The organism is Pseudomonas sp. Z3-6 (assembly GCF_051131985.1).
GTDB classification, from domain to species: Bacteria; Pseudomonadota; Gammaproteobacteria; order Pseudomonadales; family Pseudomonadaceae; genus Aquipseudomonas; species Aquipseudomonas zanjanensis.
In genome coordinates this window covers 1,632,910-1,648,779 of record NZ_CP071644.1, presented here as the reverse complement: position 1 = coordinate 1,648,779, position 15,870 = coordinate 1,632,910, and the positions used below count along the sequence as shown (strand labels likewise).

General features: G+C 58.6%; 15 protein-coding genes. 6 read left to right on the top strand and 9 right to left on the bottom strand.

Features of this window, described 5'->3' with window-relative positions; translation table 11 throughout:
• Window positions 1–215: 215 nt before the first annotated feature.
• The 6 genes from J3P88_RS07525 to acs form a co-directional block, all read right to left on the bottom strand.
• Window positions 216–1,196 (bottom strand): GlxA family transcriptional regulator, encoded by a 981-nt coding sequence (locus tag J3P88_RS07525; RefSeq protein ID WP_434574569.1) that lies wholly within the window; start codon window positions 1,194–1,196, stop codon window positions 216–218.
• A gap of 113 nt (window positions 1,197–1,309) precedes the next feature.
• On the bottom strand, window positions 1,310–2,074 hold the full coding sequence (locus tag J3P88_RS07520; protein ID WP_434574568.1) for an ABC transporter ATP-binding protein: 765 nt from the start codon (window positions 2,072–2,074) through the stop codon (window positions 1,310–1,312).
• A gap of 56 nt (window positions 2,075–2,130) precedes the next feature.
• Window positions 2,131–2,829 carry an ABC transporter permease gene (locus J3P88_RS07515; RefSeq protein ID WP_053124415.1) on the bottom strand — a complete coding sequence of 233 codons (699 nt, stop codon included), beginning with the start codon at window positions 2,827–2,829 and terminating at the stop codon, window positions 2,131–2,133.
• On the bottom strand, window positions 2,826–3,515 hold the full coding sequence (locus tag J3P88_RS07510) for an ABC transporter permease (RefSeq protein WP_003178836.1): 690 nt from the start codon (window positions 3,513–3,515) through the stop codon (window positions 2,826–2,828). Before J3P88_RS07510 ends, J3P88_RS07515 begins: the two co-directional genes overlap by 4 nt.
• Window positions 3,516–3,605: 90 nt before the next feature.
• A complete protein-coding gene (locus J3P88_RS07505; RefSeq protein ID WP_411385420.1) occupies window positions 3,606–4,379 on the bottom strand; it encodes an ABC transporter substrate-binding protein in 774 nt (257 codons plus the stop codon).
• A gap of 718 nt (window positions 4,380–5,097) precedes the next feature.
• Window positions 5,098–7,053 (bottom strand): acetate--CoA ligase, encoded by a 1,956-nt coding sequence (gene acs / locus J3P88_RS07500; protein WP_434574567.1) that lies wholly within the window; start codon window positions 7,051–7,053, stop codon window positions 5,098–5,100.
• Window positions 7,054–7,585: 532 nt separating this feature from the next.
• Here acs and J3P88_RS07495 point away from each other — a divergent pair.
• The 3 genes from J3P88_RS07495 to J3P88_RS07485 all read left to right on the top strand — a co-directional run bounded on the left by J3P88_RS07495 (window position 7,586) and on the right by J3P88_RS07485 (window position 10,490).
• The gene (locus J3P88_RS07495; RefSeq protein WP_186729835.1) at window positions 7,586–7,849 is read left to right on the top strand and encodes a DUF2790 domain-containing protein; all 264 of its coding nucleotides are present in this window, start codon (window positions 7,586–7,588) and stop codon (window positions 7,847–7,849) included.
• Window positions 7,850–8,338: 489 nt separating this feature from the next.
• On the top strand, window positions 8,339–9,589 hold the full coding sequence (locus tag J3P88_RS07490) for a ribonucleotide-diphosphate reductase subunit beta (RefSeq protein ID WP_030142465.1): 1,251 nt from the start codon (window positions 8,339–8,341) through the stop codon (window positions 9,587–9,589).
• A gap of 391 nt (window positions 9,590–9,980) precedes the next feature.
• A complete protein-coding gene (locus J3P88_RS07485; RefSeq protein WP_434574566.1) occupies window positions 9,981–10,490 on the top strand; it encodes a BRO-N domain-containing protein in 510 nt (169 codons plus the stop codon).
• A gap of 194 nt (window positions 10,491–10,684) precedes the next feature.
• On the opposite strand, the gene J3P88_RS07480 is transcribed toward J3P88_RS07485, so the two are convergent.
• The gene (locus J3P88_RS07480; RefSeq protein WP_434574565.1) at window positions 10,685–10,930 is read right to left on the bottom strand and encodes a type II toxin-antitoxin system Phd/YefM family antitoxin; all 246 of its coding nucleotides are present in this window, start codon (window positions 10,928–10,930) and stop codon (window positions 10,685–10,687) included.
• A 338-nt stretch (window positions 10,931–11,268) separates the two neighbouring features.
• On the opposite strand from J3P88_RS07480, the gene J3P88_RS07475 reads away from it, so the two are divergent.
• Window positions 11,269–11,889, top strand: coding sequence for a LysE family translocator (locus J3P88_RS07475; RefSeq protein ID WP_053124424.1), 621 nt, complete (start codon window positions 11,269–11,271; stop codon window positions 11,887–11,889).
• 27 nt (window positions 11,890–11,916) lie between these two features.
• Here J3P88_RS07475 and J3P88_RS07470 read toward each other — a convergent pair whose 3' ends face one another.
• Complete coding sequence (locus J3P88_RS07470) at window positions 11,917–12,789, bottom strand: LysR family transcriptional regulator (RefSeq protein ID WP_434574564.1); 873 nt, start codon at window positions 12,787–12,789, stop codon at window positions 11,917–11,919.
• Between the two features lie 313 nt (window positions 12,790–13,102).
• Between J3P88_RS07470 and J3P88_RS07465 the strand changes: the two genes are divergently transcribed.
• Window positions 13,103–14,092, top strand: coding sequence for a hypothetical protein (locus tag J3P88_RS07465; protein WP_434574563.1), 990 nt, complete (start codon window positions 13,103–13,105; stop codon window positions 14,090–14,092).
• A gap of 6 nt (window positions 14,093–14,098) precedes the next feature.
• Here J3P88_RS07465 and J3P88_RS07460 read toward each other — a convergent pair whose 3' ends face one another.
• Complete coding sequence (locus tag J3P88_RS07460) at window positions 14,099–14,914, bottom strand: sulfite exporter TauE/SafE family protein (protein WP_434574562.1); 816 nt, start codon at window positions 14,912–14,914, stop codon at window positions 14,099–14,101.
• Window positions 14,915–15,026: 112 nt separating this feature from the next.
• Here J3P88_RS07460 and J3P88_RS07455 point away from each other — a divergent pair, with 112 nt between their 5' ends.
• Window positions 15,027–15,803 carry an AraC family transcriptional regulator gene (locus tag J3P88_RS07455; RefSeq protein ID WP_434574561.1) on the top strand — a complete coding sequence of 259 codons (777 nt, stop codon included), beginning with the start codon at window positions 15,027–15,029 and terminating at the stop codon, window positions 15,801–15,803.
• Window positions 15,804–15,870 lie beyond the last annotated feature (67 nt).

The window sequence follows — 15,870 nt, the reverse complement described above, 5'->3', positions numbered from 1 at the left end:
TGCGACAAATAGCGTCGCAAAGGCGCAGTTTAAACGTTGCCGGTGTATTTGAGGCGCTGGCTTCTACATTTCCCTCGGCCATGCAAAACACTTGTGGCGAGGGGACTTATCTGTGGGAGCAAAGCTTGCTCGCGATGCAGGCGCCTCGGTTCACCAAGGACCGCGTCGCCTGCATCGCGGGCAAGCCTTGCTCCCACAGAAGCAAGTTGTGCCGCTCAGCCGCGTTCGGACGGCACCGAGGACAACTCGAACGGGCTGCTGCTGCGTCGCTGGTTGCGGTCTTCTCGCGGCGTGGCGCCGAAGAAGTTGCGGTAGGCGCTGGAGAAGTGGGGCCCCGAGGAGAAACCGCAGGACAAGCCGATCTGGATGATGGACTTGCTGGTCTGCATCAGCATCTGCCGGGCCTTGTTCAGACGCAGCTCCAGGTAATACTGGCTGGGCACGCGGTTGAGGTATTGCTTGAAGATCCGCTCCAGTTGCCGACGGGATACGCACACATGCTGGGCGATTTCGTCGGTGGTCAGCGGCTCCTCGATATTGGCCTCCATCAGCAGCACCGCCTGGGTGAGCTTTGGATGGCTGGAGCCGAGGCGGTTCTGCAACGGGATGCGCTGGCGCTCGCCCCCCTCGCGAATGCGCTCGACCACCAGTTCTTCCGACACCGCGCCGGCCAGTTCCGCGCCGTGATCCCGAGCCAGCACCGCCAGCAACAGGTCCAGCACCGACATGCCGCCGCAAGCGCTCAGGCGGTCGCGATCCCAATCGAACAGATGGCTGGTGGCGATGACCTTGGGGAAGCGCTCGGAGAAATCGTCCTGCCAGCGCCAATGCACGGCGGCACGGTAACCGTCGAGCAACCCCAATTGCGCCAGGGGATAGACACCCGCCGACAAACCGCCGATCACACAACCGGCACGCACCAGTTGCTTGAGGGCGCTGCTCAGGGGCGAGGCCAGCGTGGTCGGCGGCTCATCGGCCAGCAGGAACAGTTTCTGGAAACCCTCGAGCTTGCCGGCCCAGGGTTCGCCCGGCAATTGCCAGGCGCCGTCGGCTGGTGGCTCGGCCTGCAAGAACGACAACTCGTAGACCACATCCGGATGCACCCGCTGGGCGACACGCAAGGCGTCCTCGGCCAGCGCCAGCGTCAAGGCATTAGTGCTGGGCCAAATCAGGAAACCTATTCGATGGGCAGTCATGGCGGGCGATCCGAAGCGAAAACAGTGTTAAAGCCAAAAGCGGCTGCAACCAAATTAGACCATCTGGCGCGCGGTGCGCAGCATGACCCAAATCAGGTGCGTAACGGGAGCGATTACTTGAGGCTGCCCGACAGAAATTGTTGCAGGCGCTCGGATTGCGGATTCACCAGCACTTCGCGCGGGTTGCCACTTTCTTCGACGATGCCTTTGTGCAGGAACACCAGTTGGTTCGACACTTCACGGGCAAAGCCCATTTCATGGGTCACCACCACCATGGTCCGGCCTTCCAGGGCCAGGGCCTGCATCACCTTGAGCACGTCGCCCACCAGTTCCGGGTCCAGCGCCGAGGTCGGCTCGTCGAACAGCATCACCTCAGGCTCCATCGCCAGCGCACGGGCAATCGCCACGCGCTGCTGCTCTCCGCCGGACATGTGACCCGGGTAGGCATCCTTGCGATGAGCCACGCCAACCTTGTTCAGATAGTATTCAGCCTTCTCCCGTGCTTCGGCCTTGGCCACGCCCAGTACATGCACCGGCGCTTCCATGATGTTTTCCAGCGCGGTCATGTGGGACCACAGGTTGAAATGCTGGAACACCATCGACAGCCGCGAACGCATGCGCTGCAGTTGCTTGGGGTCCGAAGCCTTCATGGCGCCGTCCTTGCCCGCCACCAGCTTCAACTCTTCATTGTTGAGCAGGATCTTGCCGGCATGGGGTTGCTCAAGCAGGTTGATGCAACGCAGGAAAGTACTCTTGCCGGAGCCACTGGAGCCGATGATGCTGATCACATCGCCAGCGGCGGCTTTCAGGGACACGCCCTTGAGCACTTCGTGACTGCCATAGCGTTTATGCAGGTCTTGGACTTCAAGCTTGTACATGCGGTCGGTTCTCACAAAACGTCAGTCGTTGAGCAGTCGATCGGATCGATGCGTTATCAGTGCTTGCGCGGGGCCAGGTAACCCAGCCAGCGGCGCTCGGCCAGTTTGAACAGGCGCACCAGGATGAAGGTCAGGCACAGATAGAAAACGCCGGCCGTGATGTAGGCCTCGAACGGCAAGTAATACTGCGCGTTCACCGTGCGCGCGGCCCCGGTGATGTCGATCAGGGTCACGATGGAGGCCAGGCTGGTGGTCTGCAACATCATGATCACTTCATTGCTGTATTGCGGCAGCGCCCGGCGCAGGGCCGACGGCAGCAGGATCCGGCGATACAGCTTGTAGCGCGACATGCCCATGGCCTTGGCCGCTTCGATCTCACCGTTGGGCGTGGCCCGCAGGCTGCCGGCGATGATTTCGGCGGTGTAGGCACTGGTGTTGATGGCGAACGCCAGGCACGCACAGAACGTTGCGCTGGACAGCCATGGCCAGAGAAAGCTCTCGCGCACGACCGCGAACTGCGCCAACCCGTAGTAGATCAGGAACAGCTGCACCAGCATCGGCGTGCCGCGGATCACGTAGGTGTAGAGCCAGGCCGTCATGTTGACGACCGGCTGCTTGGACACCCGCATCAACCCCAGGGGCAGCGCCGCCAGCAGGCCGAAGAACAGCGACAGGGCCAACAGCTTCAGTGTGGTCAGCAAGCCGCTGAAATACAGCGGCAAAGCTTCGTAGATGACGTTGTAGTCGAAGATCATAGATCAGCCGCCCTTACGCCTACCGAGTAGCGCTTCTCAAGGTGACGCAACGCCAGCAACGAGACACTGGTGATCACCAGGTACATCGCCGCCACTGCGAGGAAGAAGGTGAAAGGCTCGCGAGTGGCATCCGCCGCCTGCTTGGCCTTGAACATCATGTCTTGCAGGCCCACCACGGAAATCAGCGCAGTGGCCTTGGTCAACACCAACCAGTTGTTGGTGAAACCCGGAATCGCCAGGCGAATCATCTGTGGCACCAGCACCCGGAAGAACACCTGGAAGCCGTTCATGCCGTACGCCATGCCCGCCTCGGCCTGCCCCTTGGGGATCGCCATGAACGCACCGCGAAAGGTTTCCGACAGGTACGCACCGAAGATGAAGCCCAGGGTGCCGATACCGGCCGCCAGCGGGTTCAGGTCGATGTAGTCGTCATAGCCAAGCATCGGCGCGACGCGGTTGAGCAGGTCCTGGCCGCCGTAGAAAATCAGCAGGATCAGCACCAGGTCGGGAATGCCGCGGATGACCGTGGAATACAGGTCGCCCAGCCACGCCAGCCAGCGCACCGGCGAAAGGCGCAACGCGACACCAATCAACCCCAGGACGATGGCCAGGGCCATGGACGACAAGGCGAGCTGAAGCGTCAACCATGCGCCATCGAGGATGACAGCCCCGTAGCCTTTCAACATGATTCAGGTCCTCGAAAGTGGGATGAAAAAATGGCGCAAACCGCAGAGATCCTGTTGCTTGCGCCATTTCGCACGAGTGGCGGGACGTCGTTACTTGCCGTAGATATCGAAAGCGAAGTATTTGTCCTGGATTTGCTTGTACTTGCCGTTCTCGCGAATGGCGGTGATCGCGTTGTTGATCTTGCCTTTCAGGGCATCGCCCTTGCGAACCGCGATACCGATACCGTCGCCGAAGTATTTCTCGTCGGTAAAGGCTGGACCTACAAATGCGTAGCCCTTGCCGGCATCGGTCTTGAGGAAGCCGTCATCCAGCAGCGTAGCGTCTGCCACGGTACCGTCGAGACGGCCGGCGGACACGTCCAGGTAGATCTCGTTCTGCGAACCGTACGGCTTGATCTCGGCACCCAGCGGGGCCAGGACTTCACGGGCGAAACGCTCGTGGATCGAACCGCGCTGCACGCCGATGTTCTTGCCCTTGAGCTCGGCCAGGCCGTCGCTGACCTGGGTGCCGGCCTTCATCACCAGGCGGGCCGGGGTGTTGTAGTACTTGTTGGTGAAATCAACCGACTTCTTGCGATCTTCAGTGATCGACATGGACGACAGGATCGCGTCGATCTTGCGCACCTTCAGCGCCGGGATCAGGCCGTCGAACTCTTGCTCGACCCACACGCACTTGACCTTCATCTCTTCGCACAGCGCATTGCCGATGTCGTAGTCGAAACCGACGATGCTGCCATCCGGGGCTTTCGAGGCGAACGGAGGGTAAGCCGCTTCGATACCAATCTTCAGAGGCTTCTCATCAGCGAAGGTCGGCAGGGACAGCACGGACAGTGCCAGGGCGCCAAGCAGCACAAGTTTCTTCATCTTGGGACTCCATCGGTAAAGGGCAAAAACGGCAGAGTGAGCAACAGCCCAATATGCGAATGGGTGAAACGAACTTTGGTGCTGCGTCCTAGGAAGCTCACGATTTATCCAACGCGAGCCACGACGAGCGAGTGATCGGCATTCTAACGACAGGCCCGAAGCCGATATTTCTTCAATGCGACAACAAATTACAGAAGCACCGAGAAAGCTGTTCGAGCACATTGACAGCCTCGCAAATTCATGCAAGAGCAAAAGAAGGGAAACCGATCTATGCTGCAAATAGCGGGCCCATTATTCGCAAACCCTTCTAATCCGGCAAGCACAGCGTGTCGGCTTATTTTCAGGTATGCCTGGAACCGCCCTATGACGGGGCTTCGCGTTTCACATCGCCCCGTTATGGCGCCTTTGGTTACACATTTCGAAACGTCGGTAACGTTCAGACACCTCCTACTTTAAACGCCGATATTTATTCACCCACCAGACCCGTGGCGAGGGAGCTTGCTCCCGTTGGGCTGCCCAGCAGCCCCAAAAGCCAGGCACCGCGTTTGTTCAGGCATACCGCATTGACCGGTTTACGACTGCTGCGCAGCCGAGCGGGAGCAAGCTCCCTCGCCACAAAGGCACTTCCACTCCCGGCTCACATAGCGCGCACCAGCGCCCATAAAAAAGCCCCGCCCGGCAAACGCCGGGCGGGGCTCTTAGGTGCTACACGCTACCGTCAGGCCACATTCATGGTCTTGTGCGTCTCGATCAGGTGCGCCACCACACCCGGGTCGGCCAGGGTGGAGATATCACCCAACCCGTCGTATTCCGCCGTGGCGATCTTGCGCAGGATGCGGCGCATGATCTTGCCGGAGCGGGTCTTCGGCAGCCCCGGTGCCCACTGGATCACGTCTGGCGAAGCAATCGGACCGATCTCCTTGCGCACCCAGTTCTTCAGTTCCAGGCGCAGGGCCTCGCTGGTTTCTTCGCCGGCATTGAGGGTGACGTAGACATAAATGCCCTGGCCCTTGATGTCGTGCGGCACACCCACCACCGCCGCTTCGGCGACTTTCGGGTGGGCGACCATGGCGCTTTCGATCTCGGCGGTGCCCATGCGGTGGCCGGACACGTTGAGCACGTCATCCACCCGACCGGTGATCCAGTAGTAGCCGTCCTCGTCGCGACGGGCGCCGTCACCGGTGAAATACATGCCACTGAAGGTCTTGAAGTAGGTGTCGACAAAACGGTCATGGTCGCCGTACAGCGTACGCGCCTGGCCTGGCCACGAATCGAGGATCACCAGGTTGCCTTCAGCGGCGCCCTCGACCAGGTTGCCGAGGTTGTCCACCAGTGCCGGCACTACGCCGAAGAACGGACGCGTGGCCGAACCTGGCTTCAACGCCGTGGCGCCTGGCAGCGGGCTGATCAGCACGCCACCGGTTTCGGTCTGCCACCAGGTGTCGACGATCGGGCAACGCTCCTTGCCGACATTCTTGTAGTACCAGTCCCAGGCTTCCGGGTTGATCGGCTCGCCCACCGAACCCAACAGGCGCAGGCTGCTGCCATCGGCGCCTTCGACCGCGGCGGTGCCCGAGGCCATCATCGCGCGAATCGCGGTCGGCGCGGTGTAGAGGATGCTGACCTTATGCTTGTCGACGACCTTGGCCACGCGGGTGATGTCCGGGTAGTTCGGCACGCCTTCGAACAGCAGCGTGGTCGCGCCATTGGCCAGCGGGCCGTAGACGATATAGCTGTGGCCGGTCACCCAACCCACGTCGGCGGTGCACCAGTAGACCTCGCCTGGTTTGTAGTCGAACACGCGCTCATGGGTCAGCGCCGCGTACAGCAAGTAGCCAGCCGTGGTGTGCTGCACGCCCTTCGGTTTGCCGGTGGAGCCGGAGGTGTAGAGGATGAACAGCGCTTCCTCGGCGCCCATTTCTTTCGGCGCGCAAACGGTACCGGCTACCTTCATCAGGTCTTCGTACCAGATGTCACGGTGCTGGTTCCACTTGATGCTGCCCGCCGTGCGCTTGCACACGATGACTTTCTGGATGCTGCTGGTTTCCGGGTTGGTCAGCGCATCATCGACGTTGGCCTTGAGCGGAATCTTCTTGCCGGCGCGAATGCCTTCGTCGGCAGTGATCACCACTTTGGATTTGCAGTCGATGATCCGACCCGCCAGGGCTTCAGGGGAGAACCCGCCGAACACCACCGAGTGAATCGCACCGATCCGGGTACAGGCCAGCATCGCGACCACGGCTTCAGGGATCATCGGCATGTAGATGGTCACCACGTCGCCGCGGTGCACGTCCTGGCCGCGCAGGGCGTTGGCGAACTTGCAGACTTCTTCGTGCAGCTCGCGATAGGTGATGTTGCGGCTCTCGGACGGGTCATCGCCTTCCCAGATAATCGCAATTTGATCGCCGCGCTCGGCCAGGTGGCGGTCGAGGCAGTTGTAGGAAACGTTCAAGGTGCCGTCGGCGAACCACTTGATGTCGACATGGTGATCGTCGAAGGAAGTCTGCTTCACCGTGGTGAAAGGCTTGATCCAATCGAGGCGCTTGGCCTGCTCGCGCCAGAAGCCATCGGGGTTGACGACCGACTGCTGGTACATGGCCTTGTAGGTCGCCTCGTCAGTCAGCGTATTGGCCGCTACCTCGGGACGAACGGGATACAAAGAAGCCGCACTCATCTTTCTTACCTCGGTGAATAGTTGTTTTTGTATGATCCCGTTGTAGCCCGGGGCGGGCCTATAGAACCATTCGACGATGGTAGTAACAAGTCCCTACAAAATGTCGGTACTAGTGGGAGCCGAGCTTGCTCGCGATGACGGTGGGTCAGCCAATATCAATCTTTGATGTAACGCCGCCTTCGCGAGCAAGCCCGCTCCAACAGTTGAATTTCAGTGAACACCTATTTTGTGTCCAACACTGACCCTCTGTGGGAGCGGGCTTGCTCGCGAAGACGGTGGTAAATCCAACACAGATGCCACAGACACCCCACCACCTCTAGCGATTATTACCAGATCAACCAACAGTGTTTATCAAAACCGAGTCTGTTTACCCCCACCCTCACCTTCTAAAATCCACCTCGCCAACCGGCAAACACGATTAGCGCAACACAGCCCCCACGAAGGCCGTTAATCCAACTTCCAACACTTGCTCCACACGCAACCCCAAAACGGTTGCGTGACCCCACTCGACCTCAAAAAAGGTGAAATACAAATGAAAGCTTTATGGGTCCTGGTCCTCGGCAGCCTATGCGCCACCGCGATGGCGGATGAGGCCCCGACCGACGCAGCACAGCAAAAACCGGCCATCGAGGAGTACACCTACTCCACCCACCTGGACATCGCCAAAGTCATCTCCATGAGCGACATCCCCAACGTCTGCGAAGTGGTCCCGGCGAAGATGGAATACGACGACTCCAAAGGCCAACGCCACATCCTGCGCTACAGCATCATGGGCAACGGTTGCTCCAACGGCTGATCACAACTGGCAATTTCCATGGCCCGATTTCGATCGGGCCAGGTTGTGTCTAGAACCGCCGAAAACCCTCCACAAACACAACATGTAGTGCAAAACCGCAAAAAACGCTGATTTTTTGATCAAAAAAAACCACGATCCGCGCCATGCAAAAAAAATCTTGAGCGGCCAAAGCCTTGTAAACCCTCGCTCCCACGCGGATATCCCACCCGCCACCCCTTCCGTGAGCCATTTCGCCGCAGCACGTAGGCAAAAAAGTCCTTATAATGCCGCCTTAAACGGGCCTGCAATATTCCCTTACAGGGGATCACGCCAGCCCGGAGCCCACGCAGAGGCCAATCGCCTCCTCGCGTTCACCGCCGCTCCGGAACGACCCGTACATTTTTCTGTTTATTGCCTGCGTCAGCTGCTGCAACAAACGATTTTTCAAGATCCACCGCGGCCAGTAGGCCTTCATCGGGCATCTGGCCCTCACGCAGGAGACGACACGTCATGCTGAGCTGGGACGAATTCGACAAAGAAGACAGTGGCGAAGTCGCTGTAAAAGGCGCCAACGCCGGCCACGCTTCTGAAGCCAACATGGACCGCCTCGACAGCGCCGGCGGTGCCGCCGCCCTCGAAGCCCGGGCCGTGACGGCCAGCGACTCGGCCGCGATCATTCGCGCCAAGGCCGCCCTCGACAAACTCGACGTCGCCGAAGGCCTCGCCGAACTCGAAGGCGCCTCCGCCCGTGTCGCCGTCGATGAAAAGCGCATGATCAACTGCCGCGCCGACCTCAACCAGCTCGTGCCATTCAAATACGACTGGGCCTGGCAGAAGTACCTGGACGGCTGCGCAAACCACTGGATGCCGCAAGAAGTCAACATGACCGCCGACATCGCCCTCTGGAAAAACCCGGAAGGCCTGACCGACGACGAACGCCGCATCGTGATGCGCAACCTGGGCTTCTTCTCCACCGCCGACTCCCTGGTTGCCAACAACCTGGTCCTGGCCGTGTACCGCCTGATCACCAACCCGGAATGCCGCCAGTACATCCTGCGCCAGGCGTTCGAAGAGGCGATCCACACCCACGCCTACCAGTACTGCATCGAATCGCTGGCCATGGATGAAGGCGAAATCTTCAACATGTACCACGAGATCCCATCGGTCGCGAAAAAAGCCGCCTGGGGCCTGAAATACACCCGTTCGATCTCCGATCCGAAGTTCGAAACCGGCACCCCGGACACCGACAAAGAGCTGCTGCGCAACCTGATCGCTTATTACTGCGTCCTGGAAGGCATCTTCTTCTACTGCGGCTTCACCCAGATCCTCTCCATGGGTCGCCGCAACAAAATGACCGGCGTCGCCGAGCAGTTCCAGTACATCCTGCGCGACGAATCCATGCACCTGAACTTCGGCATCGACGTGATCAACCAGATCAAAATCGAAAACCCACACCTGTGGGACGCCGAGATGAAGGAAGAAGCGACCCAGATGATCCTGCAAGGGACCCAACTGGAAATCGAATACGCCCGCGACACCATGCCTCGCGGTGTATTGGGGATGAACGCGGCGATGATGGAGGACTACCTCAAGTTCATCGCTAACCGTCGTTTGTCGCAGATTGGGTTGAAAGAAGAGTACCCAGGGACGACCAACCCGTTCCCTTGGATGAGCGAGATCATGGACTTGAAGAAAGAGAAGAACTTCTTTGAGACGCGCGTGATTGAGTATCAGACGGGTGGGGCTTTGAGCTGGGATTGATTCGACAGAAAAATCCTGGGCTGCACGCGTAACAGAAACCCCGTGAAAACGGGGTTTTTTTTGTTCTACAGAACCAAAAACCGCGTTTAACTCTGAGGCCGGCACCCTACCGTTCCCCTACGCAAAACTCAGAATTGTTCCGTATTGACGCTACATCGCCTCGTTACCTATCTTAATCGCAGGTGCCTAAGAAATGCCCAACGTAGTAGCTAATCGCCAAACATAGAGCCGCGTACTGTCCAAGGACATTTGCAGTTCTGTGTGGGAGAGATAGCTCGTTGGGATTTTCTTGAATCCTCTACGTCGGGCTCGCGCCGCCAACCGTCAAACGTAGAGGTAGCTATGCCCACAAAAACGCAGCTCTGCTCTCCGTATAACTCGGAGACTTATCATGCCTAATGCTTACATTCCGGCGGTTTTCACCCGCCATAACATTCATCTGCATGCCCTCCTGGTTGAAAACCAGGCTTGGTTCAGCGCATCCGATTTGGGGCGTTTGATGAGCAAGCACCTGGATGAGCGCATGACCCGCAAGCTTGATCCTGACCAACGCAGAATGATGCTCGTGCATGTCCACGGCTTGGTCGAAGAGCGTCTGATGCTCAGCGAGTCGGGCGTCTATGCGTTGCTGGTTTATCACTACTGCCCTGAGTATCGATTGCTGCGTGAGTGGATCACGCATCAGGTGGTGCCAACCCTGCGGGATGAGCGCTACTCGCATAAGGTGGAACGGCCTACATTGAGCGTGTTGGATTGGCCAAAGATGTCACTCTGCATGCTGCACTGGCAGGATGAGCCATGGATTCGCTTGCGGGATATGCCGGCGGTGCTGGTGGATGATCCGTTTAGTCAGCATGAATCCTGGTGGCGGAAAGCTTCTCGGGTTTTGCGAGGGTTTTGAGATTCAATCGGAAGCCGTCGTCCGTTGTTCGGGCGGCGGTTTTTTGTTGGGAATATTGAATTGGGGCTACTGCGCAGCCCAGCGGGAGCAAGCTCCCTCGCCACGGGGTTCATGCCATAGGTTGGTGTCGGGCTTGGTTGCTGCGTTGTTTTGAAAATTTCGGGCAGGTTTCCACGGCTTTGGCGATTCTGTACTCAGAACCGGCCCTCAAAACCATCGATGAGATCCTGGGGGGTGCGGTCGAAATCCGCTGATATCCGAATCGTCCCCTTCAACCGTCCAGGCTTGCGCGCCTGAAGCGTATCGACATGGGGCAGCAGATCCAGATAAGGCTTGCCGGCGTTGGTGATTACCACCTTGTCGCCCTGCCATGCACGCGCCCCCAGTTGTAAGAGCTGGGATTTTGCTTCTTGCAGGGTTACTTGCACCTGTTCACTCATACAACGGCCTCCATGGATTTAGCTAAGCAGCCATTAGAATTCCAGATCGAGCTAAGAACCAGCATCATGATATCGATTTCTCAGAGTAGGGAACTGCGGAACGGAGGCCGCTGCGCAGCCCAGCGGGAGCAAGCTCCCTCGCCACGGGTTGGTGTCAGGGCGCAGGCAGGTGGCAGGCCTGATGGCTGAATTGTTTGTGGTAGTCGCGAGCGCCTCCCCTCCCCACCACCCTTCCCCCATTTATGAAAAACCGCCTTGCGCTCCTCGTCATAACCTTAAAAGCAACCGCGAATTAGACTTGCCGGAGTTCAGTCCGCGTTGTGATTAAGGAAGACAACATGCAAGAAATTTTCAGCATCAACTGGTTGCTTTGGCTATCGACCATGGTGCCACTGACCCTGAGTGCAGGCCCGGGCAACTTGATGGTGGCGACGTCGGGTGCGCAAAGCGGTGTGCGTCGTTCGGTGCGGTTTATCGTTGGGCTCGACATGACTTACTTCCTGATCGCCGTGCTGGTCGGCTTAGGCCTTTATCACACGCTGACGAACAATCCGACGCTGGTATGGGCGCTGCAAGTGGTGGGCAGCTTCTACATCTTGTGGCTCGGTGTGCGCATGCTGCGTCGGCCACTGAAGGCGCCCACCGACAAGGCCATGCACCTGCAATTTCGGGACGGCATTGTTGTACAACTGGGCAACGTGCAAGGGATCGTGATGTTACTGGTGATGTTTTCCACGTTCATGCCTTCCGGCGAGACCAGCAGCACCGTCGTGTTGATCCTCAGTGCGGCGCTGATTTCGCTGAACTTCTTCTCGCACGTCATCTGGGTGTCGATGGGGTCGACCGTGCAGAAGCTGATCCAATCGCGCCCTAAATTGCTGATGTTCCAGAACGCTGCGTTCGGCCTGATGCTGATAGCGGTGGCTGTTTGGATTTTCCTGCGCATCGGTCCGCTTTAAGGAGGTTTCTAGGGCCAGACCCATTGTTCATGCAATATCGCGGTGAAACAGCTCCGTCAGATACTCCACCACTCGATCAACGCGGCTCACACCCTGGGTCGCCTGATTGCGCAACAACCAGATTTCCGAGCTGCGCGCAGGGCGATCGGCCAACACCTGGCACAGACCGGACTGATGTCCGACATAGACGGGTAACGCGGCAATCCCCAGATTGGCTTCGACCGCCTTGAGCTGCGCATTCAGGTTTGAAACACGCATCCACAGCCTATGGTTTCCAGCCATTTCGCTCAACCATTGGGCGAGCGGCATGTACGACATTTCTTCGGTCCAGCCGATCAGGCTGTGGTGCTTGAGGTCGGCGGGTTCGGCCGGCAGGCCGTTGGCATCGGCATACGCCTGGGAGCAGAAAAGCCCCTGCGTCAGTGTCCCGACCCGGCGCATGGTGAAGTTACCGTTCTCCGGCCTGCGCAAGCGGATAATGATGTCGCTGTGGCTTTGTGTGAGTTTCGACGACACCGCCGAGTTAATGAAGTCGAAGCTGATCTCGGGGTGCTGATCGTGAAATACCGCAAGTTGCGGAATGATCAAGTGCGTGCCCATGAGCTCCGGACAATCAATGCGCACCTGTCCCGCCATCCGATCACCCGGTTGCGACATCTGCCGCTCGATCAGTTTGAAACGCTCCTCCGTTTCCAGTGCCAATGGCAACAACGCCCTTCCCGCCTCAGTCAGGAAGTAGCCGTTGGTTTTCTTCGAAAACAATACCGTACCGAGCGATTCCTCAAGCGCTGCGATCTTGCGCGACACCGTCGAGGCCGAAACCTTGAGCGAGATTCCAGCCTCGGTCACGTTGTTCGATTTAGCCACGAAGATAAAGACCTTCAGATCATCCCAATCCATGTTGATGACATACCCAAAAAAGGAAAAATCGATCTCTCCTATTTCTGTTCGAAATAACTAGAGGCCACGTTGTCGAGCAAAAACCAGCACTATGATATCGATTTCCCTGAGTAAGAAACTGCGGATCGGGGGCCGCTTCGCAGCCCAGCGGGAGCAAGCTCCCTCGCCACGGGTGGCAGGCTTGATGGTTGGGTTGGGTTTGGGAATCGCGAGCAGGCTCGCTCCCACAGGGTTTGTGGTGGGCTGAAACTTTGGGTGCAGCCCGCCGCGTCCTTCGGTATTAATACACTTCCTCTCACGGACCCGAGCCCCGATGAAATTCGACACTGCCTACTGCCTCAGCCTCGATGCCAAGCTTTCGATCTATGACGTTCGGGATCTGAATTTCGACGAGACCATGGCCTTCGACTCGGCCAAGGAGCGCTTTCAGTGCCCCAACGATGCCTGTCGGGCGGCGTTCGATGAGGGAAATCGGCTGACGACGTTCAATGCCAAAAACGTCAATTACATCCGCACGCCACATTTCAAGAATCAGCCGACGAGCCAGCATATCGAGGGCTGCCCTTATGTCAGTCCGAAAACGCCGGGGTTGGGTGTAGAGAGTGGCGAGGCGGAAACGGATGACGACCGCGAGGAACATTTTCCGTCGGAGCTGTTGCTGACTCGGCGTCAGTATGTGCGTAAGCCGTCCGATCCATCGAAGGATGTTGACGCGACTCGGCCTACGCCTCCCTCCGTATCTTCCCACGGTGATAGCGCTCATTCCGCCCAGGACTCGACACCGGACAAGACCAGTGTCTTCGCCCATCCGGTGGAGTGTTTCGTTTCGAATTTCGATAACAAGGATCTGCTCAAGCGCAAGCCGCTGAAGATTGGCGAGCACACGGCGCCCTATGGATCGTTCTTCAAGAAGATCGAGTATTTGCAGGACAACAAGGGCTTGATTTACTGGGGCAAGATCAAGGAGATCAAGGATTACACCCTGAGTTTTCGCATCGACTTCGAAGCAAAGGTCTGGTTCAAGCAGCCGGACGAGGCGAAGAAAAAGCCTTACTCGGTCAACGTTTACCTGAGCAAGAAGCTGATCGATAACTACCGCAAGCGCAAGGCGTTCCTGGCAGAGATCAAGCATGCCATCGACAGTGACGCGCCGTTGTATTGCTTCTTTTATGGCGTGACGCCGGAGTTGAAACAGGTGCCGAGCAAGAAGAACCCCGAAGAAACGTTCGGGGTGTTCAGTGCCAATATCGAGAACCTGGATCACTTCATCATCCGTGAGGCGCCGGGGTTGGCGGGTCAATAACGACCCCTACCTCAGGCACATCCCGATCAGCACCAACATCAACAATCCCACATACACCCGCGCATGGACCTTATCCGGTATCCGTCCGATCCATGGTGTTGCCAGACGGATACCCAGTAGCGCGCCAAGTGTGAGCACAGCGAAGGCCATCAAGTCGATGTAACCCACAAACCACGGCCCCAAATCAAATTCGGTAAACCCGGCCATGGCCATGTAAGTCAGCGTCCCGGCCACCGCAACCGGCGAACTCAACGGGTTAGCCATGGACGTCGCGCGTGACATGTTCAGCCCGCAACGGCGCAACAGCGGCACCGTCATGACGCTGCCGCCCACGCCCAGGAAAGTAGCGATGGCACCGATGCTGATCCCGCCAGCCGAGACCTCTGCCCTGCCCAATCGCCGTGGGACTGCACCGTCAGACTGTGTCAGAAAACCGCGTCTGAACAAGCAGTCCAGAATGGTCACGCCCAAATAAACGATGAACCCATAGCGAATGACTTCGCTGCTCGCCCACATGGCGCCAACAGCTCCGACGACCGCACCCAGGCCGATGAAGCCGCCCAACGGCCATACATAATGGCGAATGAGGTTGCGGGCGCGGTGATGCTTCACCGTGGCGATCAGTGCGTTGACGATCATCACACAGGTCGAGGTGGCCACGGCAATGTGCATCGCCGATTGGCCGACAGGGTCGTCGGCACCGTGGCTGGCGGTGAGCATGCGGTACAGCAAGGGCACCACGACGAAGCCGCCGCCGAAGCCGAACAGCACGGCGGTGATGCCACTCAGGCAGCCGAAGCAGGCAAGCAATACATAGAACATCGAGACGAATCCGTGGAATGGGAGGCGCCTACGATAGGGAGGCGAAGCTTGGCCTGCAGCAGCAAACAGGCCAATAATGTTCGCATTTACGCCAATCGTGAGCGGCCCATCGATGCGCAACAGTTCGATCGATTTATTGGATGCGACACCCAGGGCCGTCGTTGCCATCGGCACCGATTACGCTCACGGACACGTATTGCCGCTGCATCGCCATCGCCGCGCGCAGTTGCTCTACGGTGCCACCGGGGTCATGCAGGTCAGCACGGCGGACGGCAATTGGGTGGTGCCGCCGCAACGGGCGGTGTGGATTCCGCCGGGGGTCGATCATGAGGTGCTAATGCTGGGCGTGAGTACGCGCAGCCTGTACATCGAACCGGACACGGTAATGGCCATGGGGACGCAGTGCCAGGTCATCAGTGTGTCGCCCCTGATGCGCCAGTTGCTGATGGAGGCCGTCGAGCTTGCGCCGGACTACGACGAGGCGGGTCGGGACGGGGCGTTGATTCATCTGCTACTACACGAGTTGCTGCGCAGCACCCACCTGCCCCTGCACCTTCCGCTGCCCAAGGATCCTCGCCTGCTCAGCCTGTGCCAGGCGTTCCTGGAACACCCCGACGCCCATGCCTCGCCCGTGGAATGGGCGGCGCAATTGCACATCAGCCTGCGCTCGTTCAATCGCCTGTTCAACCGGCAGACCACGCTGAGTTTCAGCCAGTGGCGGCAGCAGGCGTGTGTGATGTCGGCGTTGGCCCGCCTGGCTGAAGGGGATTCGGTTACACGCATAGCCTTGGACCTGGGCTACGACAGTCCCGCTGCGTTCTCCACCATGTTCCGTCGCGTATTGGGTCACGCGCCGAGCGCCTGGTTGGCGAAGACCGCCGGTCATTGATCAAAAAAATGAGATTGATCGGGATTCAAAACAACTGTACAAAAACACAGTATTTTTTAATCCCACA

Bases quoted from the DNA above. Each gene is read 5' to 3' on its own strand.
- J3P88_RS07455 (WP_434574561.1), top strand. From the start codon at position 15,027: ATGCGCAACAGTTCGATCGATTTATTGGATGCGACACCCAGGGCCGTC.
- acs (WP_434574567.1), bottom strand. From the start codon at position 7,053: ATGAGTGCGGCTTCTTTGTATCCCGTTCGTCCCGAGGTAGCGGCCAAT.
- J3P88_RS07485 (WP_434574566.1), top strand. From the start codon at position 9,981: ATGCCTAATGCTTACATTCCGGCGGTTTTCACCCGCCATAACATTCAT.
- J3P88_RS07480 (WP_434574565.1), bottom strand. From the start codon at position 10,930: ATGAGTGAACAGGTGCAAGTAACCCTGCAAGAAGCAAAATCCCAGCTC.
- J3P88_RS07490 (WP_030142465.1), top strand. From the start codon at position 8,339: ATGCTGAGCTGGGACGAATTCGACAAAGAAGACAGTGGCGAAGTCGCT.
- J3P88_RS07510 (WP_003178836.1), bottom strand. From the start codon at position 3,515: ATGTTGAAAGGCTACGGGGCTGTCATCCTCGATGGCGCATGGTTGACG.
- J3P88_RS07460 (WP_434574562.1), bottom strand. From the start codon at position 14,914: ATGTTCTATGTATTGCTTGCCTGCTTCGGCTGCCTGAGTGGCATCACC.
- J3P88_RS07520 (WP_434574568.1), bottom strand. From the start codon at position 2,074: ATGTACAAGCTTGAAGTCCAAGACCTGCATAAACGCTATGGCAGTCAC.
- J3P88_RS07470 (WP_434574564.1), bottom strand. From the start codon at position 12,789: ATGGATTGGGATGATCTGAAGGTCTTTATCTTCGTGGCTAAATCGAAC.
- J3P88_RS07465 (WP_434574563.1), top strand. From the start codon at position 13,103: ATGAAATTCGACACTGCCTACTGCCTCAGCCTCGATGCCAAGCTTTCG.
- J3P88_RS07525 (WP_434574569.1), bottom strand. From the start codon at position 1,196: ATGACTGCCCATCGAATAGGTTTCCTGATTTGGCCCAGCACTAATGCC.
- J3P88_RS07475 (WP_053124424.1), top strand. From the start codon at position 11,269: ATGCAAGAAATTTTCAGCATCAACTGGTTGCTTTGGCTATCGACCATG.
- J3P88_RS07515 (WP_053124415.1), bottom strand. From the start codon at position 2,829: ATGATCTTCGACTACAACGTCATCTACGAAGCTTTGCCGCTGTATTTC.
- J3P88_RS07505 (WP_411385420.1), bottom strand. From the start codon at position 4,379: ATGAAGAAACTTGTGCTGCTTGGCGCCCTGGCACTGTCCGTGCTGTCC.
- J3P88_RS07495 (WP_186729835.1), top strand. From the start codon at position 7,586: ATGAAAGCTTTATGGGTCCTGGTCCTCGGCAGCCTATGCGCCACCGCG.